Below are 23,822 nucleotides of genomic sequence, written 5' to 3'. Positions count from 1 at the left end.
GGAGCAATTGGAACTCTTCGATGCACTGAGCCTGAAAACACCCTCCTGAAACGGCCCGGTTGTGGCAAAAGCAGATATCCCGCATCAATAATATCAATCACTTACGCGTTTAACTGTTGAAGTTGGGGTTCCGGACTTTGTTCTGGCGCAAAAAGACCCAGCCGCATCCGCGATAGCTCCATGCTGAACGAAATGCCTAAGGGAGCCGCGATTCATGGCTGAAATCCTAACCAAGTCCAGGGCACGGAACGTCTATTACGGAGGCTCCTTGTTCTTCGTGATCGTTTTCGCCGTCATGACCTATCACAGCCACCGCTACGTGGTCGAAACCTCGACCGCCGGCATGGAGCTGAGCGACGAGGTCCGCCACGGCAAACATGTCTGGGAACGCCATTCCTGCATCAACTGCCACACCCTGCATGGCGAAGGCGCCTATTTCGCCCCCGAGGTCGGTAACGTCATGACCCGCTGGGGCGTGCTGGACGACCCCGAAGGCGCCTACGAGATGCTTGACGGCTGGATGCAGGCGCAGCCCTCGGGCGTAGAGGGGCGCCGCCAGATGCCCCTGTTCGAGTTGACCGAAGAAGAAACCCGCGCGCTGGCCGAATTCCTGCGCTGGGCCGATCAGACCGACACGCTGGGCTGGCCGCCGAACGACGCCGGATAAACGGACAACAAGAGAGATACCGACAATGAAATACCAATCGCAAAAGGTGGCGCTGGCCTATTTCGTCTGCGCGCTGGGGCTGTTCGCAATCCAGGTTCTGATGGGGCTGGTGGCCGGCTGGGTCTACGTCTCGCCCAATTTCCTGGCGGAACTGCTGCCCTTCAACATCATCCGCATGATCCACACCAACGCGCTGATCGTCTGGCTGCTGCTGGGCTTTTTCGGCGCCGCCTATTACCTGGTGCCCGAAGAGGCCGAACGCGAGATCTTTTCCGTCAAGCTGGCTTATATCCAGCTTGCCATCTTGGTGGTCGGCACGCTGGGCGCGGTCGTCAGCTATCTGGTCGGCATCCACGGCGGGCGCGAGTTCCTTGAACAGCCGCTCTGGGTCAAGCTCGGCATTCTTGTGGCGGCGGTGATCTTTCTGGTCAACATCTCGGCCACGGTTCTGGCCGGGCGCAAGACGGCGATCACCAACGTGCTCTTGATGGGGCTGTGGCTCTTGTCGCTGTTGTGGATATTCGCCTTCATCAACCCCGACAACTTGAGCCTGGACAAGATGTACTGGTGGTTCGTCGTTCACCTGTGGGTCGAAGCAACGTGGGAACTGGTCATGGCCTCGATCCTGGCCTTCCTGCTGCTCAAGCTGACCGGTGTCGACCGCGAGGTGATCGAGAAATGGCTGTATGTCATCGTCGCCACGTCGCTCTTTTCGGGCATCCTGGGCACCGGGCACCATTTCTACTGGATCGGCCTGCCGCAATACTGGCACTGGGTCGGCTCGATCTTCTCGATCTTCGAGGTGGTGCCGTTCTTCCTGATGATGTCGTTCGCCTTCATCATGGTCTGGAAGGGCCGGCGCAACCACCCCAACAAGGCCGCGCTGCTGTGGTCGCTGGGGACGTCGACGGTGGCCTTTTTCGGGGCCGGGGTCTGGGGCTTTCTGCACACGCTGCACGGGGTGAACTTTTACAGCCATGGCACCCAGATCACCGCCGCGCATGGGCACCTGTCCTTTTACGGGGCCTATGTGGCGCTGAACCTGGCGGTCTTCACCTACACCATGCCGATGCTGCTGGGTCGCCAGCCCTATAACCAGGTGCTCAACATGGCGTCGTTCTGGCTGATGACGGGGGGGATGGCGTTCATGACCTTCGTGCTGACATTCGCCGGCACCATCCAGACCCACATGCAGCGGGTGGTCGGCGACTACTACATGGAGGTGCAGGACAGTCTGACCATCTTCTACATCATGCGCTTTGGCGCCGGTGTGGCGGTGGTGGCGGGGGCGCTGCTGTTCCTCTACGCCATGATCGCCACCCGCCGGCCCGAACTGATCGCGCCGGGGTCCGCCAACACCGCGCCGGGGGAATGAGCCATGACCATGCATTCGGTTCCGGACCTGCCCTTTTACCAGGCGACAGCGCGCGAATGCGCGCTGTTCGAAACCGCCCATGAACGCCGGCTGCCCCTTTTGCTGAAGGGGCCCACCGGCTGCGGCAAGACCCGGTTTGTCGAACACATGGCGGCGCGGCTGGACAAGCCGCTATATACCGTGGCTTGCCATGACGACCTGTCGGCGGCCGACCTGATCGGGCGTTACCTGATCAAGGGGGGTGATACGGTCTGGGTCGACGGGCCGCTGACCCGCGCGGTGCGCGAGGGCGGTATCTGCTATCTCGACGAGGTGGTAGAGGCGCGCAAGGACGTCACCGTGGTCCTGCACCCGCTGACCGATACGCGGCGTTCGCTGATGATCGACCGCACCGGCGAAGAGCTGACCGCGCCGCCGGGCTTCATGCTGGTGGCGTCCTACAACCCCGGCTATCAGAACGTGCTCAAGCGGCTCAAGCCCTCGACCCGGCAGCGATTCCTGTCGATCTCGTTCGACTTTCCCAAGCCGGGGCTGGAAACGCAGGTGGTCAGCCGCGAAAGCGGGCTGGACCCGGCACGATCCGAGGCGCTGGTGCGCCTTGCCGGCCATATCCGCAAGCTCAGCGGCATGGACCTGGAAGAGGGCGTTTCAACCCGCCTCCTGATCTATGCCGGCACGCTGATCGCCGGCGGTATGGGGGTGCTGGACGCGCTGGAGGCGGCGGTGATCGAGCCCCTGACAGACGAGCCCGACGTCAAGACTGCGCTGCGCGACCTCGTCGCCACTGTCTACGGGTAGAACCGATTAGAACCGATGCGCGTGCTCGACCTCATGGAACCCGAAGAGACCGTCGGCAACCTGTGGCACGACATCGCCGGCGGCATCGGGGCGGCGCAATCGCACCCCGAGGCGGCGGTGACGCTGGCCGGGTTGCGTATCAGCCTGGCGGTGCTGTTTCTCGCCATGGGCGGCGCGGCGGGGGTCGAGCTGGTCGAGACCCCGCCGACCCCGGTGCGCCATCGCCGCCCGGCCCGCCGCCACCTTGGCGCGGGGCGCGAGACCGAACACGTCGCCGCCTTTGACGGCGAGCGGTTGCGCCTGCCGCCCGAGATCGCGGTTTTCCCCGAAGAGCGGCTGAACCGCGCCGCCTATTTCTGGCTGACCGCGCTGGCCGCGGTCGGCGCGCCGATGCTGTGCGAGGTGCCCGACGATGCGGCGGCCCCGGCACAGGACCGCGCCCAGATCAAGGCCAACGCCGCCGCCACGCGGCAGGCACTGGCGCGCTGTCCCGGCCTGCGGGCCGATCACGCACGGATGCTGGGCCACGCGGTTGCCATCCGCCCGCACCTGCTGCGCCCCCCCGCTGAGGCCGCGATGGAACGCGCGTTGCGTCGTGCCCTGGCCGGGGATGACGTGCCCGACCTGCCGCAGGCCCAAACGGCGCGCGGATACATGCCCTTGGCGCCGGTGCCGGTCTGGCTGCGCTTTGCCCGGCCCGGGCGCGGCGCGGGGGCGGGCGAGGATGGCGACGAGACCACCGCGCCGCCGCCCGTCGCCGCCACCACCCGGCGCAAGCTGGGCGAGCGGCGCGACCTCGACCAGGCCAACCGGAGCGACAGTTTCATCGTTCACCGGTTCGAATCGATCCTGTCCTGGGTCGAATCGATGAACATCAACCGCAGCGTTGATGATGACGACGACGAGAACGCGCAAAAGGCGGCCGACGACCAGGACAAGATCACGCTCAGCCGGCATGACCGCAAGGCTGCCACGCGGCTGCGGCTGCATCTGGACTTGTCGCCGGCGGATGCCGAACATGAACGGCTGGCCGGTGTTCATGTCTACCCCGAATGGAACCACCGCGCCCGCGCCTACATGGAGGGGCACTGCCGTGTGCTCGACGCCCCGGCGGAACCGGCGGGCGCGGACGTTGCGCGCCCCGATCCGCGCCGCATCCGCGAGGTGCGCCGCCAGTTCGAGGCGCTGCGCCCGCGCCGCATCCTGCAACCCCGGCAGGTCGAGGGCAGCGAGCTGGACCTCGACGCGCTGATCGGCGCGCGGGCGGAACTGGCCGCCACCGGGCGCGGCAGCGACCGCATCTGGCAAAGCGCGCGTCAGACCGAACGCGACCTGGCGGTGGCGTTCCTGGTGGATACCTCGCGCTCGACCGAGGCCGCCATTGGCGATACCGAGGTGATCGCTGTCGCGCGCGAGGCGATGTCGGCGCTGGCCTCGGGCATTGACGCCGCCGGCGACCGGCTGGCGATCTGGGGGTTCTCGTCGCTGCGCCGCGACCGGGTGTTCCTGACCCGCGCCAAGGATTTCGACACGCCCATGGGCGTGGACGTCGAGGCCGCCATCGCCGGCATGTCGCCCGGCCACTATACGCGCCTCGGCGCCGCCATCCGCCATGTCAGCGCCCAGTTGGCGCAGCAGGCGGCGGCACGGCGGCTGTTGATCGTGCTGACCGACGGCAAGCCCAACGACCTGGACCACTACGAGGGCCAGCACGGCATCGAGGACAGCCGCATGGCCGTGCGCGAGGCCCGCCGCGCCGGGCAGGCGCTGCACGGCATCATCATCGACGAGGACGGGCAGGACTGGTTCGCGCGCATCTTCGGGCGCGGCGGTTTCACCCTGCTGCCCGATCCCGCGCGGCTGACCCGGGCGCTGCCCGACATCTATCGTCACCTGACACAGGAGAGCTGACATGAAACGACTGACCGCGATCGCCCTGACCCTGGCCGCAACCCCGGCGATGGCCGCCGATTTCGACCCGCCGCTGCCGCAGGCGCAATCGGCGACGGCCGAACTCTGGTATGCTGTTGCGTCGCTGATTTTTGTCGCTGCTCTGGTGGCGGTGCAGCGGCTGGTTGCAAGGCGATGACGGCGCAGGCGGCGGGGGGTGGCACGGGCGCACGGGCCGGGGGGCAGGCAGGCTGGTCCGTGGCCCGCATAGCCGCCGTGCTTTTTCCTTTCGGCGCCGGTGCGATGGCTGTTAACGTCTTTTTCGCATCATTGATCGGCAGTTGGCTGGGAGGGCCGGTTTTATCCGCCCTGTGGTCGATCCTGATCGGCGCGGTGATCGGCGTGCCGGCGACATGGGCCTTTGCCCGGCATATCCGCCGGCTGATGGACGAGGCCAACGCGCGCGCAGATGCGGAACAAGGCCGTTGCCCCGAACGGCAAGGCTGAGGCAAGGGAAGAGGTGAAACGATGGCACAAAGCTCGGCAGAAAAGATGCGGCAGTGGCGGGGACCGGCGATTCTGACTTTCGGGTTCAGGCCGTTCTTTTTCTTCGGCGCGGTCTGGGCGGCGCTGGCGATGCCGGTCTGGATCGTGATGCTGACCGGCGCGGCAGAGCTGCCAAGCCGGTTTTCACCTGTCGACTGGCACGCCCACGCGATGCTGTTCGGCTACCTGGGCGCGGTGATCGCGGGGTTCCTGCTGACGGCGGTGCCCAACTGGACAGGGCGGCTGCCGGTGGTGGGCTGGCGGCTGGGCGGGCTGTTCGCGCTGTGGGTTCTGGGCCGGGTGGCGGTGACGGTTTCGGCGGCACTGCCGGTCTGGGTCGGGATCGCGGCCGACCTGGCCTTTCCGGTGGCGCTGGCGGCGATGATCCTGCGCGAAATCGTGGCTGGCAAGAACTGGCGCAACCTGATGGTGCTGGCGCTGCTGGCGGTTTTCTTGCTGGCGAACCTGCTGTTCCATCTTGAGGCGGTGCAGGGCGGCGCGGCGGCGCAGGGCGCGGGGCTGCGGCTGGGGCTGGGCACCGCGCTGATGATGATCGGGGTGATCGGCGGGCGGGTCGTGCCCTCGTTCACCCGCAACTGGATGGTGCGTCAGGGGGCCACGGACCTGCCCACGCCACCGATGCAGCGGTTCGACAAGGTGGTGCTGCTGATCAGCATCGTGGCGCTGTTTTGCTGGGTGATCCGCCCCGAGGGCGCGGCGACAGGCGTGGCGCTGCTGGTCATGGGCGTGCTGCAGGTCATGCGCCTGCTTCGCTGGAAGGGCCTGCATACGGGGGCCGAGGCGCTGGTCTGGGTGCTGCATGCGGGCTATGGCTTTGTGCCGCTGGGGGCGCTGGCGATGGGGCTGGCGTTGCTTTGGCCCGAAATCGTGCTGCCTTCGGGGGTGCAACACCTGTGGATGGCGGGTGCGCTGGGTCTGATGACGCTGGCGATGATGACGCGGGCGACGCTGGGCCACTCGGGCCGCGAGCTGCACGCGGGCGGCGGCACGACGGCGATCTATGCCGCGCTTGTCGCGGCGGTGCTGGCGCGGCTGGCGGCGGCCTTTTGGCCGGTGCTGCCGCTATACCACCTGTCGGCGGCGTTCTGGATCGCCGCATATGCGGGGTTCGCGCTGCTTTACGGCCCGCTGCTGTTGCGGGCGCGCAAGAGGGGGTGAGGTCATGGGCTGGACAGGATTTGCAGCCGTTTTCGCGGCGTTCTTTCTGACCCATTCGTTGCCGCTGCGCCCGGCCGTGCGCGGACCGGTCACCGCGTTGATCGGCGCGCGCGGGTTCGGCATGGCCTATTCGGCGCTGTCGCTGGTGATGCTGGCACTACTGATCTGGGCGGCGGGGCAGGCGCCGTTCCTGATGCTGTGGCCGCAGGCGCCCTGGCAGGTGACGGCGGTGCAGGCGGGCATGTTCGTGGTCTGCCTTGTCGCCGCCTTCGGGCTGGGCCGGCCGAACCCGTTTTCATTCGGCGGGATGCATAATGACCGGTTCGACCCCGCGCGCGCCGGCATCGTGCGCCACCTGCGCCATCCGGTGCTGGCGGCGCTGGGGTTCTGGGCGCTTTTGCACATGCTGCCCAATGGCGACCTGGCGCATGTGATCCTGTTCGGCGTGCTGGGCGGGTTCGGTTTCATGGGCATGCGGCTGGTGGACAGGCGCAAGCGCCGCCAGATGGGCAAAGAGGAATGGATGCGCCTGCGCCGGGCGCTGGCCGCCGCGCCGCGCCTGCAGCCGCCGCTGTCGTGGACGGGTGCGGTGTTGCGGGTGGTGCTGGCGGCGGCGGTCTATTCGGCGCTGGTCTGGCTGCATGGCCCGGTGATCGGCGTGGTGGTGATGTAACCCGCCGGGGTCAGAGCTTGCCGACCTTCAGACGGGCGATGCGGTTGCCGTCCTTGGACAGTACCTCGAACCGGAAGCCGTGAAAATTGAACACCTGCTTGACCTCGGGAATGATCTGCGCCTCGTGGATCACCAGCCCGGCGACGGTGTTGGCCTCGTCATCGGGCAGGTTCCAGTCGGTGGCGCGGTTCAGGTCGCGGATCGTCATCGCGCCGTCGACCACGAACTGGTTGTCTTCGGTCCGGCGGATCGGCTGGCCGGAGTCGCTGTCGAATTCGTCCACGATTTCACCGACGATCTCTTCCAGGATGTCCTCGAGCGTGATCAGCCCCTGCAATACGCCGTATTCGTCCACCACCAGCGCGAAATGCGACCGCATCCGCAGGAACTGGCGCATCTGGTCGTCCAGCGTCGTCGTTTCGGGCACGAAATAGGGTTTCATCGCCACGGCGGCGAGGTCGAAGTCCTTTCGCGCGTCGGGGGAAAAGCTGTTTTCGTCGGCCACCTTGTGCATGGCGCGCAACAGGTCCTTGGCGTGAACCACGCCGATGATGTTGTCGGGGTCGTCGCGATAGACGGGCAGGCGGGTGTGGCTGCTTTGCAGGCATTGCTGCAGGATCGCCATCGGGTCCTGCCCGGCATCCATCATCTCGATCTGCGAGCGATGCAGCATGATTTCCTCAACCGTGCGGTCGCCCAGGTCAAGCGCGCCAAGGATGCGGTCGCGGTCCTCTTTTTCGACCACCCCCTCGGAATGGCCCAGTTGCAGCGCGCCGGCGATTTCCTCGCGCACGGCCAGGATCTGGCTGTCGGGGTCGGTGCGCACGCCGACAAGCGCCAGAATGGCGCGCACCAGTACCCGCACCGCCGCGACGACCGGCGAGAACACCGCGATCACCATCCGGATCGCCGGCGCGACGCGGGCGGCGGCGGCCTCGGCATTGGTGATGGCAAAGGTCTTGGGCAGCACCTCGGCGAAGATCAGCACCAGAAGCGTCATCACCAGCGTCGCCAGTGCCACGCCGCTGTCGCCGAATACACGGGTGAAAAGCGCGGTCGCCAGCGAGGCGGCAAGGATATTGACCAGGTTGTTGCCCAGCAGGACAGAGCCAAGCAGGCGTTCGTTGTCCTCGGTGATCTTGAGCGCGTGGGCGGCACCGCGGTCGCCCTTGTCGACGCGCGCGCGCAGCTTGCCGCGCGAGGCTGCGGTCAGGGCGGTTTCGCTGCCCGAAAAGAAGGCCGAGAGCACCAGCAGGCAGAGGATCGCGCCGGCGGTTATCCAGAACGCCAGATCAAGCGTTTGAGGTGGGGCGGGGTACATTTCCGGTATCTTCCTGTTCTGTCAGGGTTATGGGGGGCACGCGGGCCGGGTGCAAGGGGGCGGCCGGAAGAGAAAGAAAAGGCCGCGCCTGCCCGCGATGGTTTTCAATCGCCCGCTGCCGATTCCGTTTTACGCCGCGCCGCCACCGCCAGCGGGTGATGGGCCTCGACCAGCGCGCGCAGGCGTTCGTCCAGCACATGGGTATATATCTCGGTGGTCGAAACATCCGCATGTCCCAGCATGGTCTGGATCGCCCGCAGATCGGCGCCGTGGGCCAGCAGGTGGGTGGCAAACGCATGGCGCAGCACATGCGGCGTCACCCTTGAGGGCGAAACCCCGGCGGTGAGCGCCAGTTCCTTGATCAACGCATAGAACCGATGCCGCGTCAGGTGCCCCGCGCCCGAACGTGACGCAAAGAGATAGGGCGAGGCCGGTCGCCCCTCGGTCCGGGCGGCATCCTCGGTTTGGTCGCGCACGGCCAGCCACGCGGCCAGCGCATCGCGGGCCGAGGCCGACAGCGGCACCATGCGTTCCTTGCCGCCCTTGCCGCGCACCAGCAGCATCTGCGGATCGCCCCGCGCCGCCGCCAGCGGCAGCGACACCAACTCGCTGACCCGCATGCCGGTGGCGTAAAGCAGCTCCATCAGGCAGGTGTTGCGCAGCCGCTCGTCCGGGCCGCGCCCGTGGGTGCGGGCGGCCTGCAACAGCGCCTCGACCTCGGCCTCGGACAGGGTGGCGGGCAGGCGGCGGGCGCGGGCAGGACCGCTGAGCCGGGCGGCGGGGTTGTCGGCGCGCAGCCCTTCCTCGACCGCAAAGACATAAAGCTGGCGGATCGCTGACAGCCGCCGCGCCCGCGTGGCGGTGGCCAGCCCCTGCGCATCGAGCGCGCCGAGATAGGCCTCGATGTCGGGTTCGGCGGCGCTATCCAGCCCAAGCCCGCGCCCATCGAGCCAGCCGGTGAAATCCGACAGGTCGCGGGCATAGGCGGCAAGGGTGTTCTGCGCCGCGCCCGCCTCGGCTGCGCGGGCCTCCAGAAAGGCGGCGATCCAGCCTTGTGGGCGGGGGGTCACGTCCGTTCCTCCAGCAGGAGGATCTGCAGTGCCGCCTCGCGCGCCACCTCGGCCAGGCCGATGGTGCGCAGGGTCGCAAGCGCGCCCTGCAACTGGCGGGTCTGGCCCGGGCGGATATCCTGCAACAGCGCCGCCGCGGACAGGATCGCCTGGCCAAGCCGCCCCTCGGCCAGCGGACCGGCGTGATCTGTCGAAGGGGCGTCGGCGGCAAAGGCGGCGGCGATGGCGCGCTCGGTCGGGGTGGCGGCCAGCGCCGCATCGGGTGCCCCGCGCGCCAGCGTGTCGAGAAAACGCAACCTGCGGGTCTGCCCCGGCGGGGGCGGCGGCGCGGGGGTGTCGGCCGGGGCCAGCAGCGCCACCTCGTAGGCCAGTTCGGCCGCCCCGGGCGGCAGGTCCAGCCCAGCCATGCGGGGGCCATAAAGCGCGGCAAAAGCCACGGCGAGGCCGTTCTCGCGCATCAGTCGCCATACTGTGGGCAGCGCCTTGGCGACGGCTGCCGCATCGCCTGATTGCACCGCATTATCGACATCGTGGATCGCGCGCACCCGGTCCCAGACCCCGCCCGAGGCTGCGGCCTTGCGGTCGGTATAAATGCCCAGCAACCGGTTGGCGGGCAGGGCGCCGGTGCGCGCCAGCCGTTCCGCCGCCTCGATCTCGGCCTTCCAGCCCATCGTGCCGCGCAGGTCCGGCACCGCGTACTCGCGCGGCAGGGTGCCGGTTGGCAGCGGGTTGCCGGCGGCCTCGTAAAGGCGAAAGACCAGCGGCGTCATCTTGCGCGGGGGCGGCAGGTCGACGGGGCCATCGGCCATCTCGGGATCGAGAAACCCGCCAAGCAGCGCCGCCTCGTGCGGGGAAAGCACCTTGAGCGCGGTGGCGGCGTCATAGGTCAGCGCCGCGGTGGCCCAGTCGCCCGCCCGCGCGGTGCAATAGATGCGCGCGCCGTAGCTGCGCGACAGGTCGGGCCGCGCCGCCAGCGCCCGGCAGGGGGTGTTCTCTGTCCCGCTCAGCAGGGCCAGGTCCAGCCAGTCGTCGAACAGTGCCGGCGTTTCCGGCCCCGCCCCCTCGACCAGTGCCAGCGCTGCCTCGACCGCGCCGAAACGGCGCAGCGCGTTGATGCGCGCGCGCAGGAAATCGGCGCCGCCCGCCGCGTCGGCCGGCGGATCGGCCTCGGCCAGCAGCAGCGTATAATAAAGCGCCTGCATTGCCGGCAGCGGACGGCCCGCCAGCCGGTCGATCTGCGCAACGATGGTCTTGCTGGAACTCGCCGCCCACAGGTCGCGCGGCAGCCCGGTGGTGGCGGGCGGCAGCAGCCCTGCGGCGTCGGGAGTGGCTTGTTCCAGTGGCGTCACGGCCACCTGGGGTACCACGGCGCCATTGCCGGGGGGCTGCCCCAGCGGGCGCACCAGCGGCTGGGCGACGGTGACGGGCGGCGGCTGGCGCAGCCAGTCTATCGCAGACAGCGGCGCCTGCGCCCCGGCGGGGCCGGCCGCAATCACGAGCGGCAGCAGCAGATCAGCCGGTCTCAAGGATGATTTCCTGACGAATTTCGCGCTCCGGCGGGCCGAAATCGGCACCGAAGAACGGACCCAGATAGGCGTAGGCCACAAGGGCGACAAAGGCCAGCAAGGCCAGGATAAAGAGCCACTTGATGATGCGTACCATGATGCCTCGGGTCGACAGGTCTGTTTTTATCTATTGCCCTCTTTATAACTGGCATTTCGGCCAAGATCACGTCATTGAATGGCCGTTGAACCGAATTTGGCGGAGGAGTGCCGGAACGTGGCCGCGGCAGAGCGCTGGAAACTGCACAAGACCGTGGTTTTGGTGGGCATGATGGGTGCCGGAAAGACCGCGGTCGGAAAGGCGCTGGCGGCGCGGCTGGAGGCGCCGTTCCTTGATTCGGACGCCGAGATAGAGCGCGCGGCGGCGATGAGCATCGCCGAGATATTCGAGCGCGACGGCGAGGCGTTCTTTCGCAGCCGCGAAAGCGAGGTCCTGAACCGCCTGCTGGAGGAAGAGCGCGGCATCCTGTCCACCGGCGGCGGCGCGTTCCTGTGCGAACGCAACCGCGATCTGATCACCCGCAAGGGGGTGTCGGTATGGCTGGATGCCGACCTGACGCTGTTGTGGCAGCGGGTAAAACACAAGAATACCAGGCCTTTACTGCGCACAGATGATCCGTATGCGACGCTGCGCGAGCTTTACGAGGCGCGCGTGCCCATCTATGCCCTTGCCGACCTGACCGTGCGGGCGCAACCCGATTACGCGATCGAGACGATGGCGCAAAAGGTGATCGAGGCGCTGCTGACACGACCCGATGTGCTGGAGGGGATTGAATGACAGATACCGTGCATGTGCCGCTGCCCGGACGCGAATACGATGTCCATGTCGGGCCGGGGCTGCTGCATCGCGCCGGCGAACTGGTGGCGCCGCTGCTGGCGCGCCCGCGCGTGGCCGTCGTCACCGACCAGTCGGTTGCGGGGTTTCACTTGAACGCCTTGCGCGAAGGTTTTGAAAAATCAGATATTTCTGTAACCGCGCTGACCCTTCCGGCGGGCGAGGCGACCAAGAGCTGGCCCTATTTCCAGCGGACCGTCGACTGGCTGTTGGACGAACGGATCGAGCGGCGGGACATGGTGGTGGCGCTGGGTGGCGGCGTGATCGGCGACCTTGCCGGGTTCGCGGCGGCGGTGCTGCGGCGCGGGGTGCGTTTCGTGCAGGTGCCCACCAGCCTGCTCGCGCAGGTCGACAGCTCGGTTGGCGGCAAGACCGGCATCAACGCGGCGGCGGGCAAGAACCTGATCGGCGCCTTTCACCAGCCCAGCATGGTGCTGGCCGATACCGACGTTCTGAAGACCCTGCCAAAGCGCGACTTTCTGGCCGGGTATGGCGAGGTGGTGAAATATGGACTGCTGGGGGATGCCGATTTCTTTCAATGGCTTGAGAGGAACGGCTCATCCATCCTGGCGGGGGATCAGGCGGCGCGCATCGCCACTGTCACCCGCTCGGTCCAGATGAAGGCCGATATCGTCACCCGCGACGAAACCGAGCAGGGCGAACGCGCGCTGCTCAACCTCGGGCACACCTTTTGCCACGCGCTTGAGGCCGCGACCGGCTATTCCGGCCGCCTGCTGCATGGCGAGGGGGTGGCGATCGGCTGTGCAATGGCGTTCGAGCTGTCGGCGCGGATGGGGCTTTGCCCGCAGGAGGAACCAAGCCGCGTGCGCGCGCATCTGCGCCAGATGGGGACAAAGGTGGACCTGGCCGATATCGACGGCGATCTGCCCGATGCCGACGGGCTGATGGCGCTGATGGCCCAAGACAAGAAGGTGATCGACGGGCGGCTGCGTTTCGTCCTGGTGCGCGGCATCGGGGATGCCTTCGTGGCCGAGGATGTGCCGCCCGATGCGGTGCGTGCGGTGCTGGCAGAGGCGCTGACCGCGCGCCAATAGGGCGCGGTCAGCCGTTTTGCAGGGTCAGTCCGGAAACCAGTGCCGGGTGCGATTCGCGAAGGCGACCAGCGTCAGCATCACCGGCACCTCGACCAGCACGCCCACGACCGTGGCCAGCGCCGCGCCGGACCCCAGGCCAAAGAGGCTGATCGCAACAGCGACCGCCAGCTCGAAAAAGTTGGACGTGCCGATCAGGGCGCAGGGCGCGGCCACGTTGAAGGGCACCTTCCATACCTTGGCGACGCCATAGGCCAGGATGAAGATGCCATAGCTTTGCAGCAGCAGCGGCACCGCGATCAGCGCGATCACCAGCGGTGTCTCGATGATCAACTGCCCCTGGAAACCGAACAGCAGCACCACCGTCACCAGCAGGCCGATGATCGTGACCGGCTTGATGCGGGCGCGAAACGTCTCGACCGCCTCTTCGCCGCCCATGCGCATCAGGCGGTTGCGGGTCGCGATGCCGGCGACCAGCGGGATCAGGATATACAGCACCACCGACAACAGCAGCGTTTCCCACGGCACGGTGATGTCGGTCACGCCCAGCAGGAACGCCACGATGGGGGCGAAGGCAAAGACCATGATCACGTCGTTCACGCTGACCTGCACCAGCGTATAGGTGGCGTCCCCGCGCGTCAGTTGCGACCAGACGAACACCATTGCCGTGCAGGGCGCCGCCCCCAGCAGGATCAGCCCGGCCAGGTAGGATTGCGCGTCCTCGGGCGGGATCAGCCCGGCAAAGACGTGGTTGAAGAACAGCACGCCAAGGGCTGCCATGGTGAACGGCTTGATCAGCCAGTTGACGGCCAGGGTGATGATCAGCCCCTTGGGGCGCTCGCCGATATGGCTGAGCGAGCCGAAATCGACCCCCACCATCATCGGATAGACCATCGCCCAGATCAGCACGGCCACGGGCAGGTTGACCGACGCTACCTCGAGCGTGGCAAGCCCCTGAAAGACCCCCGGCACAAGGTTGCCAAGGCCGACGCCCGCGCCGATGGCCAGCGCCACCCACAGCGACAGCCAGCGCTCAAAAGTGCCCAGCCCGCCGGGGGCGTCTTGTGCGGTTTGATCGTTGATTCTCACGATGGTTCATCCTGTTCTTCGGTGGAAATATCAGCGCCGCCGATCTCGTCCAGCCGGCGTTGCAGCGACAGCCGGTCGAGCTGGTCCAACGGCAAGTTAACGAAGGTCGATATGCGGTTGCGCAGCAGGCGGTAGGTGTCGTTGAAGGCGGCGGCGATCTCGGCTTCGGTGCCAGTGGCGGCGGCCGGGTCGGGCAGGCCCCAATGGGCGCTCACAGGCTGGCCGGGCCAGACGGGGCAGGGCTCGGATGCGGCGCTGTCGCAGACGGTAAAGACGAAATCCATCCGGGGCGTGTCGGGGCCTGCGAATTCCTCCCAGCTTTTCGAACGGATGCCCGAGGTGTCATGGCCGAGACGCTGCAACAGCCCGATCGTGTGGGGATGGGGGGCATCCTTGGGCTGTGATCCGGCGGAAAAGCCGCGAAAACGGCCGGCGCCTTCGCGCTCGATGATCGCTTCGGCGATCAGTGACCGGGCGGAATTGCCGGTACACAGGAAAAGCACGTTCATGCGGTCGTCGGCCATCTGGGGGCTCCTTCAACTGGCGCAGGCGATTGACGATATGACGGGCTGGCAGAGGTCAGGATTGCCGCCGCAGCAATCCTCCATCAGAAAGCCCAGCAGGCCCCTCGTGCCGTCGAGGTCGGCAAAATAGCGGATGCTGCGGCCCTCGCGCTGGTTGCGCACCAGCCCCGCCTGGTGCAGCACCGCGAGGTTGGCCGACATGGTGTTCTGTTTCACGTCCAGCGCATCGGCAATCTCGCCGGCGGCCATGCCGTTTACGCCCGCGCGCAGCAGCAGGCGAAAGACATCCAGCCGCGTGGGCTGTGACAGCGCCGCAAAGGCGGCGAGGGCGTGATTCCTATCCATAAATCATGAATTATTGATATGATGGATCGAGGTCAACAGCCGATATGCCGTTTCCTGAAAGGAAAGCGGGCTGGAATTTTTTCAAAATTCCATTTCGTTACTGGTGATTATCCGGCGATCTTTACCAATGCGTGCCGCTTCTTGCCGGCCGACAGCTTGATCGGTTCGGCCAGCCTTGCCGCGTCCACCATCAGCCCGGCATCGCCCAGCGGTGCATCGTCGAGCCGGGCGCCGTTTTCCGCGATCAGGCGCTTGGCCTCCTTGCCCGATTTCACCAGCCCGGCGCGCACGAAGAGCTGCACAACCGATATACCGTCGGCAATCTCGTCCGCCGTCAGTTCCAGCGTCGGCAGATCGTCGCCCACGCCGCCCTTTTCGAACACCTCGCGCGCGGTTGCCTCGGCCGCCTGCGCCGCCTCGGCCCCGTGCAAGAGCGTCGTCACCTCGCCCGCCAGGATGATCTTGGCGGCGTTGATCTCGGACCCGTCAAGCGCGCCCAGCCGGTCGCATTCCTCGACCGGCAACTCGGTGTATAGCTTGAGGAACCGGCCCGTGTCGGCGTCGGTGGTGTTGCGCCAGAACTGCCAGAACTCGTAGGGGCTGAGCATGTCACTGTTCAGCCAGACCGCCCCGCCGGCCGACTTGCCCATCTTGCGCCCGTCAGAGGTGGTCAGCAGCGGCGAGGTCAAACCGAACACCTCATGGTCGATCACCCGGCGCGTCAGATCGATGCCGTTGACGATGTTGCCCCACTGGTCCGACCCGCCCATCTGCAACCGACAGCCATAGCGGCGGTTCAGCTCCAGGAAATCATAGGCCTGCAGGATCATGTAGTTGAATTCGAGAAAGCTGAGCGATTGCTCGCGGTCGAGCCGCGACTTGACGCTTTCAAAGCTCAGCATCCGGTTGACACTGAAATGCCGCCCGATATCGCGCAGGAATTCGAGGTAGTTGAGGTTGTCCAGCCATTCGGCGTTGTTCAGCATCAAGGCGTCGGCCGAACCTTGGCCATAGTCCAGGTAGCGCGCAAAGACCCGCTGCATGCCGTCGATGTTCTCGTCGATCTGCCCGGGCGACAGCAGTGGGCGTTCGTCAGAGCGAAACGACGGGTCACCCACCTTGGTGGTGCCCCCGCCCATCAGCGTGATCGGCTTGTGCCCCGTCCGCTGCAGCCAGCGCAGCATCATGATGTTCAGCAGATGCCCGACATGCAGCGATCTGGCGGTCGCGTCATAGCCGATATAGGCCGGCACGACGCCGGCCATCAGCGCCTCGTCCAGGCCCTGCAGATCGGTGCAGTCGGCCATAAAGCCGCGCTCGATCATCACGTTCAGGAACTCTGATTTCGGAGTATAGGTCATATGGCTTGTCCCGGCTCAGCGCGCGGGGCATGTATAGGCACCGCGGACAGGAAGGAAAAGGGCATGTTGAAGGCGGGCCGGGTGCAGGCGCTTGGGGCGATGTCGGGCACGTCGCTGGACGGGGTCGATGCGGCAGTCATCGACACCGATGGCGAACGGATTTTCGGGTTCGGGCCGGTGCGCTACCGCCCCTATACCGATGCCGAACGCGGGGTGCTGCGCGCGGCACTGGGGTGCTGGCCGGATGACGACGTCGCCGCCGCCGGCGCGGTGGTTCAGGCCGCGCATGCGGACCTGCTGTCGCAGTTCGAGGATGTCGACCTAGTGGGCTTTCACGGCCAGACGCTGGCGCATGACCCGGCCGGGCGCGGCACCCATCAGCTGGGCGACGGCGCGGCGCTGGCCCGGGCGCTGGGCCTGCCGGTGGTGTGGGATTTTCGCAGCGCCGACATACGGCTGGGCGGGCAGGGGGCGCCGCTGGCGCCGTTCTATCACTTTGCCTGCGCGCGCTGGATGAGGGCAGAGCGGCCTTTGGCGTTTCTGAATCTCGGCGGGGTGGGCAACCTGACCTGGATCGACCCGAGAAAGGCGGCGCCACAGGACGAGGGTGCTTTGCTGGCTTTTGATACCGGTCCGGCGAATGCACCGATCAACGACCTGATGCAGGCCCGCCTTGGGCTGCCTTTCGACGAGGACGGCGGGCTGGCGCGGCAGGGCCGTGTCGCCGATGGCGTGCCAGAGCAATTCCTGCAGCACCGCTATTTCGCGCGCATGCCGCCCAAATCGCTGGACCGGGACGAATTCGCCGGCCTGACGGGAATGGTGGCCGGGCTGGATGACGCCGACGCCGCCGCGACCCTGACGGCGATCAGCGCCGCGGCGGTCATGCAGGGGATGGAGCATTGCCCAACCCCGCCGGAACGGGTGCTGGTCACGGGGGGCGGGCGCCGGAACCCGGTGCTGATGAAGATGCTGCGCGCGGCGCTTGGCTGCCCGGTGGTGCCGGTCGAGGCGGCCGGCCTTGACGGCGATATGCTGGAGGCGCAGGCGTTTGCCTATCTCGCCGTGCGGGTGGCGCGGGGCTTGCCGACATCCTGTCCTGGCACGACCGGCGTGCGCGCCGCGGTCAGCGGCGGCCAGATCAGCCAGCCAGGGGAGGCGGGATGAACTACAAGCTTGACGAGGGCGCAGGTGCGGGGCTGCGGCTGGTCGTGCTGGTCAGCCCCAATGTGGCCACGGTCACCGCGGCGCTGATGTGGCACTTGGCGCAGATCGCGGATCGGGCGCAGGCGGTGCGCGGGCCGGGCCGTCTGTTTTCCCCTTCGGCGACATGAGCGGCACAAGATGAGCGACGTCACCTATCGCCATGAACTGGACGGCGTGCGCGCCATTGCCGTGCTGGCGGTGGTGCTGTTTCATGTCGGCTATCCCGACATGAGCGGCGGTTTTGTCGGGGTCGACGTGTTTTTTGTACTGTCGGGGTACCTGATCTGCGGGCAGACCTATCTGCGACTGCAGGCGGGCAACTATTCCGCGACCGAGTTCTTTGCCCGCCGTATCCGGCGCCTGTCGACCGCCTATTTCGCCTGTTTCCTGGTGACCGCGCTGCTGGCCAATGCCTATTTCCTGCGCTCCGAGATGCAGGTGGTGGCGGACGGGTTCCTGGGGTCGATCACATTCACCAACAACTGGAACCTGATGACGTCGATGGGCTATTTCTCGGGGCCCGCGCATGAAAATCCGTTCCTGCACACCTGGTCGCTGTCGATCGAGGAACAGTTCTATATCGTCCTGCCGATGCTGATCCTGCTGACCCGGCGCAAGCCGCGTGTCTTTGCCGGACTGCTGGCGGGGCTGTTCGTGCTGTCGCTGGGGCTGACACTGTTTTCCGGCGACATCGTCCATGACCGCGAGGCGCGGTTCTTTTCGTCCTTTTTCCGGGTGTGGGAGCTGGCCTCGGGCGGGCTGGTGTTTTTGGCGCTGCATCACCGGCTCTTGCCCGAACGGGTGCCGCTGGCGCCGCTGGCGGGGCTGGGTCTGGTTCTGGCACCGGTCTACCTGCTGGATGCCTCGTGGCTCTATCCCGGCTGGGGGACGGTTCTGCCGGTTGCGGGCACGCTGATCCTGATCGCCTTTGCGCGCCCGGGGCACAGCCGCGTTGCGCGATTCCTGGCCAGCCGGCCAATGGCCTATATCGGGCGCATATCCTACGGCACCTACCTGTGGCACTGGCCGCTGATCGTGGGGGTGCTTTATTACGGCAAGCACATGTCGGACGAACTGCGCGCGGTGCTGCTGCTGATTTCGCTGGGGTTGGGGGCGCTGTCCTATCACCTGGTCGAAATGCCGGTGCGGCGTATCCCGGTGGTGGGGCGCAAGCGGCATCTCTATGCGTTGTTCGCCGTGCAGTTCGCGGTCTTGCTGGCGGTGGCGGTCTGGCTGCTGGACCAGCCGGGCCGGGCCGACCCGGGCGAGGACGCGCAGCTTGAGACGCTCAAGGCCGAGGTGATGAACGTTCATCCCCGCTGGGACGATTGCTGGGGCAACACCAGCCCCGAGACGTTCTGCCAACTGGGGGCCGATGCGGTGCCGGGCGCGGGCGCGGATTTCTTTGTCTGGGGCGACAGCATGGCCAATTCGGCCCTTGCCGCCTTTGACGCCTATGGCCGCGCCCATGGCGAAAGCGGTTTCCTGGCCACGGCGCCGGCCTGCGCGCCGTTGCTGGACGCCGGTTTTCGCGTCGATTGCATCGAGTACAACCGCAAGATCCTGGCCTATCTCGACGCCGCCCCGCCGATGGATGTCTTTCTGGTCGCGCGCTGGTCGTTCTATTCCGAGGGCTACGGCAATATCGGCAACACGCCGGGGCAAAAGCCGCTTCTGCGCACTGACGGCACGCGGCCCGAGGACAATTTTGCCCTGTTTGCCGAGGCGCTGGAGGCAACCATCGCACACCTGTCTGAACGTCACCGGGTGATCGTGGTCAACAACATCCCCGATTTCCCGGCCTCGGTGCCCAAATCCATGTTGCGCATCCTGCGGTTCGGAACCGAGCCGCTGCGTGTCACGCGGGGTGAGTTCGAGCGCCGCTCGGGTCGCGCGGTGGCCGAGGTGCGCCGCGTAACCGAGGCCAATGGCGCGCTGCATGTTGCGGCGCAGGACTGGTTCTGCGACGCAGATCAGTGCAACTATCAGATCGACGGTGTGCCGCTTTTCATCGACAATGTGCACCTTGGCCCGCTGGGGAACGAGGTGCTGCAGCAGGCCATTGCATCGGTTCTGGAAAGGGAGGTGCCGCAATGAGCGGGAAAAGCCTGAAACCCGCCAGCGTGACGGCCCATGCCGCTGGGGCACATGGCGCGGGCGGTGCCGTGGTGCCGGGGGTGAACGTCTCGACCACCTATCGGCGCGATGCGAGCTATGAACTGATGGCGCCGGGCACCTATGGACGTGACCACAACGACACCGTGACGGCCGCCGAAGAGGTGTTGCGCCAGCTTGAAGGCGCGGCCGCGACGCGGCTTTTCCCGTCGGGCATGGCGGCGGCGGCGGCGGTATTCCGGACCTTGCCGGCGGGTGCGCGGGTGGTGCTGCAATCGGGCATCTATTACGGCGTGACCTCGTTCGCGCGGAATTTCTGCGTGCGCCGTGGCATCACACTGGACGAAGTCGACGCCGCCGACCCGGCCCTGATTGCGGCGGCGCTGGGCACGCCGGCCGATCTGGTCTGGATCGAGGTTCCCTCGAACCCGTGGATGAAATTGGCCGATATCGCCGCCGTGGCGCGGCTGGCGCATGGGGCCGGGGCGCTGCTGGCGGTCGATGGTACGGCGGCGACGCCGGTTCTGACGCGCGTGCTGGAGCTGGGCGCGGATATTTCCATGCACTCGGCCACCAAGGCGATCAACGGGCATACCGATGTACTGGCCGGGGTGCTGTCGTGCCGCGATGCCGACAGTGCCGCCTGGGCGGCGATCTGTGCCGATCGGGTTGAGGCCGGCGCGATCATCGGCCCGTTCGAGGCGTGGCTCTTGATGCGGGGGATGCGCACGCTGCCCCTGCGGTTGGAACGGATGTGCGCCAATGCGCAGCGGCTGGCCGAATGGCTGGCCGCCCATGATGCGGTCGAGGCGGTGTGGTATCCGGGCCTGCCGGGGCATCCCGGGCACGACCTGGCCGTGCGGCAGATGCAGGGCGGGGCGGGTTATCTGATGTCGGTGCTGGTCAGGGGCGGCGCGGCCGAGGCGCTGGCGGCGGTCGGCCGGCTGCAACTGATCGAGCGGGCGACGTCGCTGGGGGGCATCGAAACCCTGGTCGAACACCGCGCCACCATCGAGCCGCAGTCGGGCATCCCGGAAAACCTGCTCAGGCTGTCGGTGGGGATCGAGGATGCGGACGACCTGATCGCCGACCTGGACCAGGCATTGGCAGGTTAGGTCAGGGGGCGCTGCCCCCGTCGCGGCCCCCGGGGGGGGGGGGGCAGCGCCTCCCCGGGGTATTTTCAACCAGAAAGAAACCTTGTTCGGAAGGGGGCGTGCCCGTTCAGTGCCCCATGATCATGCCTTCGAGCGCGTCCTTTTCCATCGACAGTTCCATCAGCCGGGCCTTGACCATGTCGCCGATGGTGACGATGCCGACCAGCTTGCCGTCCTCGACCACGGGCATGTGGCGAAAGCGGCCATCGGTCATCCGCGACAGAACCGCGTCGGAGCTGTCCTCGCGCGAACAGCAGACCGGGTTTCGGGTCATGATTTGTTCGACGGTTTCGGTCAGGCAGGAATTTCCGCGCAGCGCCAGCGAGCGCACGATATCGCGTTCAGATACGATGCCATCGGCTGTGGTCCCATCCTGTGATACCACCAATCCGCCGATACGCCGTTCGGCCAGAACACCTGCGGCGTCAGAGACCCTGGTGTCCGGCGTGACGGTGATTACCGCGTCGTCGCCCTTTGACTTGAGTATCTGGTGTACCAGCATGCCCGGCCCTCCCGCCTGATTGCTTTGCCGGTTCAAGCGTCAGAGATCGCGCATGATCTGTCAAGCCTCCGCCTCCAGCCGGGGCAGCTCTGCGCGGATGCCGTCGCACAGACTTTGGGCAAAGCGGTTGTGCCGGTCAAGGCGGCGGTCGTCGGCGTGCCGCACCAGATAGAAACTGCGGCTGAGCGACAGACCCTCGGGCAGCACCCGCACCATGCCGGGAAAGAACGGCAGCGCGAAATCGTGGATCACGCCCAGCCCCGCGCCCTGGCGGATCAGGTTCATCTGCACCGCCACCGAGTTCGACGCCAGGTCGACATGCGATAGCCCGACCTCGGCCAGGTAATCGAGTTCGGGGTCGAATATCATGTCCTGGATATAACCGACGATGCGGTGTTCGCGCAGGTCTTCCAGCGTGCGGATCGGCGGGTGGGCGTCGAGATAGCTTTGCGCCGCGGCCATGTGCAGGCGATAGTCCGCGATCTTTTGCACTGTCAGCCGCCCGGCGGTGGGGGGGCTGACGGCGATGACCATGTCGGCCTCGCGCCGGGTCAGGTTGAACACCCGTGGCAGCGCCACGATCTGCAGCTCCAGCCCGGGGTTGTCCTGCCCGATCTGCCGGCAAACCTGCGGCAGCAGGAAATTGGCCACCCCGTCGGGGGCGCCGATGCGGATCTGGCCGGTGATGCCGGCGGCCTGGCCGGCCATGTCGTCGGCGGCGTCCTCGACCGCGTGTTCGGCGCGCACCGCATGCGCCATCAGCCGCTGCCCGGCATCGGTCAGCGCATAGCCGGTGGGCGATTTGGCGAAAAGCGGCGTGCCCAGCGCCGCCTCGAGCCGCGCAACCCGGCGCCCGGCGGTGGCGGGGTCGAGTTTCAGCATGCGGCCGGCGCGCGACAGGCTTTCGGCGCGGGCGACGGCGAGAAAGACCCTCAGGTCATCCCAGTCGAGTGCCATTGTCTGTCCTTTGCAAAAATGCAATACGTCTTTGGGATATTGCCTCTATTCCACCTATTTTTGCAATGCTAGGGTTCGCGCGATCAGGATGGAGGATCCCATGAAAGAAGTAACCCATTTCATCGGCGGCGAGCGTGTCAAAGGCACCTCGGGCCGGTTTTCGGACGTTTTCAACCCCGCCACCGGCGAAGTGCAGGCGCGCTGCCCGCTGGCCAGCACCGAGGAATTCGCCCGCGCGGTCGAGATCGCGCAAGAGGCTCAGCCGGCCTGGGCTGCCACCAACCCGCAGCGTCGCGCGCGGGTGATGATGGAATATGTCCGCCTGCTGAACCGCGACATGGACAAGCTGGCCGAGGTTCTGAGCTCGGAACACGGCAAGACCTTTCCCGACGCCAAGGGCGACGTGCAGCGCGGGCTGGAAGTGGTAGAATACTGCATCGGCGCGCCGCAACTGCTGAAGGGTGAATACACCGACGGTGCCGGCCCCGGCATCGACATGTACTCGATGCGCCAGGCGCTGGGCGTCTGCGGCGGCATCACGCCGTTCAACTTTCCGGCCATGATCCCGCTGTGGATGTTCGCCCCGGCGATCGCCTGCGGCAACGCCTTTATCCTCAAGCCGTCCGAGCGTGACCCCTCGGTTCCGGTGATGCTGGCCGAACTGATGGAAGAGGCCGGCCTGCCCAAGGGGATCCTGCAGGTCGTGCATGGCGACAAGGAAGCGGTCGACGCGATGCTGGATAACCCGGTGATCCAGTCGGTGGGCTTTGTCGGCTCGACCCCGGTGGCCGAATACATCTATGGCCGCGGCTGTTCCAACGGCAAGCGGGTGCAGTGCTTTGGCGGCGCCAAGAACCACATGATCATCATGCCCGACGCCGACATGGATCAGGCCGCCGACGCGCTGGTGGGAGCGGGCTATGGCGCGGCCGGCGAACGCTGCATGGCGATTTCGGTCGCGGTGCCCGTGGGAGACGAGACCGCCGACCGGCTGATCGAAAAGCTGGTGCCACGCATCGAAAAGCTGAAGGTCGGTCCGTGGACCGCCGGCGACGATGTGGACTACGGCCCGCTGGTGACGGCCGAGGCCAAGAAGCGCGTGCTGGGGCTGGTCGAATCCGGCGTCAAGCAGGGCGCCGAACTGGTGGTCGATGGCCGTGGTTTCGCGCTGCAGGGCTACGAGGACGGCTTTTTCGTCGGTGCACACCTGTTCGACAAGGTCACGCCGGACATGGATATCTACAAGCAGGAAATCTTTGGCCCGGTCCTGTCGACCGTACGCGCCGGCAGCTATGAAGAGGCGCTGGGCCTGACGATGGACCACGAGATGGGCAACGGCACCGCGATCTTTACCCGCGACGGCGACACCGCGCGCGATTTTGCCAGCCGCGTCAATGTCGGCATGATCGGCATCAACGTGCCCATCCCGGTGCCGCTTGCCTATCACACCTTCGGCGGCTGGAAGAAGTCGATGTTCGGCGACCTGAACCAGCACGGGCCGGATGCGTTCAAGTTCTACACGCGCACCAAGACCGTGACGTCGCGCTGGCCCTCGGGCCTGAAGGAAGGCGGAGAATTCCACTTCAAGGCGATGGACTGAC

At 66.6% G+C, this 23,822-nt stretch carries 25 protein-coding genes; 15 read left to right on the top strand and 10 right to left on the bottom strand.

The window, feature by feature from the left end:
• Window positions 1-214 precede the first annotated feature (214 nt).
• The 8 genes from DL899_RS13640 to DL899_RS13605 are packed head-to-tail and all read left to right on the top strand — an operon-like array spanning window position 215 to window position 7,128.
• Entirely contained in the window at window positions 215-667 is a 453-nt protein-coding gene (locus tag DL899_RS13640) for a c-type cytochrome (RefSeq protein WP_111734911.1), read from the top strand.
• 25 nt (window positions 668-692) lie between these two features.
• Window positions 693-2,042, top strand: coding sequence for a cbb3-type cytochrome c oxidase subunit I (locus DL899_RS13635; protein WP_111734910.1), 1,350 nt, complete (start codon window positions 693-695; stop codon window positions 2,040-2,042).
• 3 nt (window positions 2,043-2,045) lie between these two features.
• Window positions 2,046-2,840, top strand: coding sequence for a CbbQ/NirQ/NorQ/GpvN family protein (locus DL899_RS13630; protein ID WP_162685580.1), 795 nt, complete (start codon window positions 2,046-2,048; stop codon window positions 2,838-2,840).
• 15 nt (window positions 2,841-2,855) lie between these two features.
• Window positions 2,856-4,751 (top strand): nitric oxide reductase activation protein NorD, encoded by a 1,896-nt coding sequence (locus DL899_RS13625; protein ID WP_111734909.1) that lies wholly within the window; start codon window positions 2,856-2,858, stop codon window positions 4,749-4,751.
• Between the two features lies 1 nt (window position 4,752).
• Window positions 4,753-4,929 carry a protein NnrT gene (locus tag DL899_RS13620; RefSeq protein ID WP_111734908.1) on the top strand — a complete coding sequence of 59 codons (177 nt, stop codon included), beginning with the start codon at window positions 4,753-4,755 and terminating at the stop codon, window positions 4,927-4,929.
• Between the two features lie 59 nt (window positions 4,930-4,988).
• The gene (locus DL899_RS13615; RefSeq protein ID WP_420820982.1) at window positions 4,989-5,237 is read left to right on the top strand and encodes an NnrT protein; all 249 of its coding nucleotides are present in this window, start codon (window positions 4,989-4,991) and stop codon (window positions 5,235-5,237) included.
• 21 nt (window positions 5,238-5,258) lie between these two features.
• Complete coding sequence (locus DL899_RS13610; protein ID WP_111734906.1) at window positions 5,259-6,455, top strand: NnrS family protein; 1,197 nt, start codon at window positions 5,259-5,261, stop codon at window positions 6,453-6,455.
• A 4-nt stretch (window positions 6,456-6,459) separates the two neighbouring features.
• Window positions 6,460-7,128, top strand: coding sequence for an NnrU family protein (locus tag DL899_RS13605; RefSeq protein ID WP_111734905.1), 669 nt, complete (start codon window positions 6,460-6,462; stop codon window positions 7,126-7,128).
• Window positions 7,129-7,138: 10 nt separating this feature from the next.
• On the opposite strand, the gene DL899_RS13600 is transcribed toward DL899_RS13605, so the two are convergent.
• The 4 genes from DL899_RS13600 to DL899_RS19675 all read right to left on the bottom strand — a co-directional run bounded on the left by DL899_RS13600 (window position 7,139) and on the right by DL899_RS19675 (window position 11,181).
• The gene (locus DL899_RS13600) at window positions 7,139-8,449 is read right to left on the bottom strand and encodes an HlyC/CorC family transporter (protein ID WP_111734904.1); all 1,311 of its coding nucleotides are present in this window, start codon (window positions 8,447-8,449) and stop codon (window positions 7,139-7,141) included.
• A 104-nt stretch (window positions 8,450-8,553) separates the two neighbouring features.
• On the bottom strand, window positions 8,554-9,519 hold the full coding sequence (locus tag DL899_RS13595) for a site-specific tyrosine recombinase XerD (protein WP_111734903.1): 966 nt from the start codon (window positions 9,517-9,519) through the stop codon (window positions 8,554-8,556).
• Window positions 9,516-11,045, bottom strand: a complete 1,530-nt coding sequence (locus DL899_RS13590; protein WP_239494708.1) for a hypothetical protein — start codon at window positions 11,043-11,045, stop codon at window positions 9,516-9,518. Before DL899_RS13590 ends, DL899_RS13595 begins: the two co-directional genes overlap by 4 nt.
• A complete protein-coding gene (locus tag DL899_RS19675) occupies window positions 11,032-11,181 on the bottom strand; it encodes a hypothetical protein (protein ID WP_204355314.1) in 150 nt (49 codons plus the stop codon). The genes DL899_RS13590 and DL899_RS19675 overlap by 14 nt, the downstream gene beginning before the upstream one ends.
• Window positions 11,182-11,349: 168 nt before the next feature.
• On the opposite strand from DL899_RS19675, the gene DL899_RS13585 reads away from it, so the two are divergent.
• Together DL899_RS13585 and aroB are read left to right on the top strand one after the other, a co-directional pair.
• Entirely contained in the window at window positions 11,350-11,859 is a 510-nt protein-coding gene (locus DL899_RS13585; RefSeq protein ID WP_239494709.1) for a shikimate kinase, read from the top strand.
• Window positions 11,856-12,971, top strand: a complete 1,116-nt coding sequence (aroB, locus tag DL899_RS13580) for a 3-dehydroquinate synthase (protein WP_111734901.1) — start codon at window positions 11,856-11,858, stop codon at window positions 12,969-12,971. Before DL899_RS13585 ends, aroB begins: the two co-directional genes overlap by 4 nt.
• A gap of 24 nt (window positions 12,972-12,995) precedes the next feature.
• Here aroB and arsB read toward each other — a convergent pair whose 3' ends face one another.
• The 4 genes from arsB to tyrS form a co-directional block, all read right to left on the bottom strand.
• Window positions 12,996-14,015, bottom strand: a complete 1,020-nt coding sequence (gene arsB / locus DL899_RS13575) for an ACR3 family arsenite efflux transporter (protein WP_204355315.1) — start codon at window positions 14,013-14,015, stop codon at window positions 12,996-12,998.
• 38 nt (window positions 14,016-14,053) lie between these two features.
• Window positions 14,054-14,581 (bottom strand): arsenate reductase ArsC, encoded by a 528-nt coding sequence (locus DL899_RS13570; protein ID WP_111734900.1) that lies wholly within the window; start codon window positions 14,579-14,581, stop codon window positions 14,054-14,056.
• 12 nt (window positions 14,582-14,593) lie between these two features.
• The gene (locus tag DL899_RS13565) at window positions 14,594-14,926 is read right to left on the bottom strand and encodes an ArsR/SmtB family transcription factor (protein WP_111734899.1); all 333 of its coding nucleotides are present in this window, start codon (window positions 14,924-14,926) and stop codon (window positions 14,594-14,596) included.
• A 107-nt stretch (window positions 14,927-15,033) separates the two neighbouring features.
• Window positions 15,034-16,287 (bottom strand): tyrosine--tRNA ligase, encoded by a 1,254-nt coding sequence (gene tyrS / locus DL899_RS13560; RefSeq protein WP_111734898.1) that lies wholly within the window; start codon window positions 16,285-16,287, stop codon window positions 15,034-15,036.
• 63 nt (window positions 16,288-16,350) lie between these two features.
• Between tyrS and DL899_RS13555 the strand changes: the two genes are divergently transcribed.
• From DL899_RS13555 to DL899_RS13545, 4 genes are read left to right on the top strand one after another with little or no spacing between them, the layout of a single operon-like run.
• Window positions 16,351-17,454, top strand: a complete 1,104-nt coding sequence (locus tag DL899_RS13555) for an anhydro-N-acetylmuramic acid kinase (protein ID WP_111734897.1) — start codon at window positions 16,351-16,353, stop codon at window positions 17,452-17,454.
• Entirely contained in the window at window positions 17,451-17,621 is a 171-nt protein-coding gene (locus DL899_RS19425) for a hypothetical protein (protein WP_162685579.1), read from the top strand. The genes DL899_RS13555 and DL899_RS19425 overlap by 4 nt, the downstream gene beginning before the upstream one ends.
• 10 nt (window positions 17,622-17,631) lie before the next feature.
• Window positions 17,632-19,590 carry an acyltransferase family protein gene (locus DL899_RS13550; RefSeq protein ID WP_111734896.1) on the top strand — a complete coding sequence of 653 codons (1,959 nt, stop codon included), beginning with the start codon at window positions 17,632-17,634 and terminating at the stop codon, window positions 19,588-19,590.
• Complete coding sequence (locus DL899_RS13545; protein WP_111734895.1) at window positions 19,587-20,723, top strand: trans-sulfuration enzyme family protein; 1,137 nt, start codon at window positions 19,587-19,589, stop codon at window positions 20,721-20,723. Before DL899_RS13550 ends, DL899_RS13545 begins: the two co-directional genes overlap by 4 nt.
• 106 nt (window positions 20,724-20,829) lie before the next feature.
• Here the strand turns inward: DL899_RS13545 and DL899_RS13540 are convergent, their stop codons facing one another.
• Window positions 20,830-21,264 carry a CBS domain-containing protein gene (locus DL899_RS13540; protein WP_111734894.1) on the bottom strand — a complete coding sequence of 145 codons (435 nt, stop codon included), beginning with the start codon at window positions 21,262-21,264 and terminating at the stop codon, window positions 20,830-20,832.
• A 60-nt stretch (window positions 21,265-21,324) separates the two neighbouring features.
• Window positions 21,325-22,221 (bottom strand): LysR family transcriptional regulator, encoded by an 897-nt coding sequence (locus tag DL899_RS13535; RefSeq protein ID WP_111734893.1) that lies wholly within the window; start codon window positions 22,219-22,221, stop codon window positions 21,325-21,327.
• Between the two features lie 100 nt (window positions 22,222-22,321).
• Between DL899_RS13535 and DL899_RS13530 the strand changes: the two genes are divergently transcribed.
• Window positions 22,322-23,821 carry a CoA-acylating methylmalonate-semialdehyde dehydrogenase gene (locus DL899_RS13530; RefSeq protein WP_111734916.1) on the top strand — a complete coding sequence of 500 codons (1,500 nt, stop codon included), beginning with the start codon at window positions 22,322-22,324 and terminating at the stop codon, window positions 23,819-23,821.
• Window position 23,822: the final 1 nt, after the last annotated feature.

The organism is Roseovarius amoyensis (genome assembly GCF_003260265.1).
Lineage (GTDB): Bacteria > Pseudomonadota > Alphaproteobacteria > Rhodobacterales > Rhodobacteraceae > Roseovarius > Roseovarius amoyensis.
The sequence above is the reverse complement of the archived record's forward strand: the minus strand, read 5'-3'. Positions and strand labels throughout refer to the sequence as shown.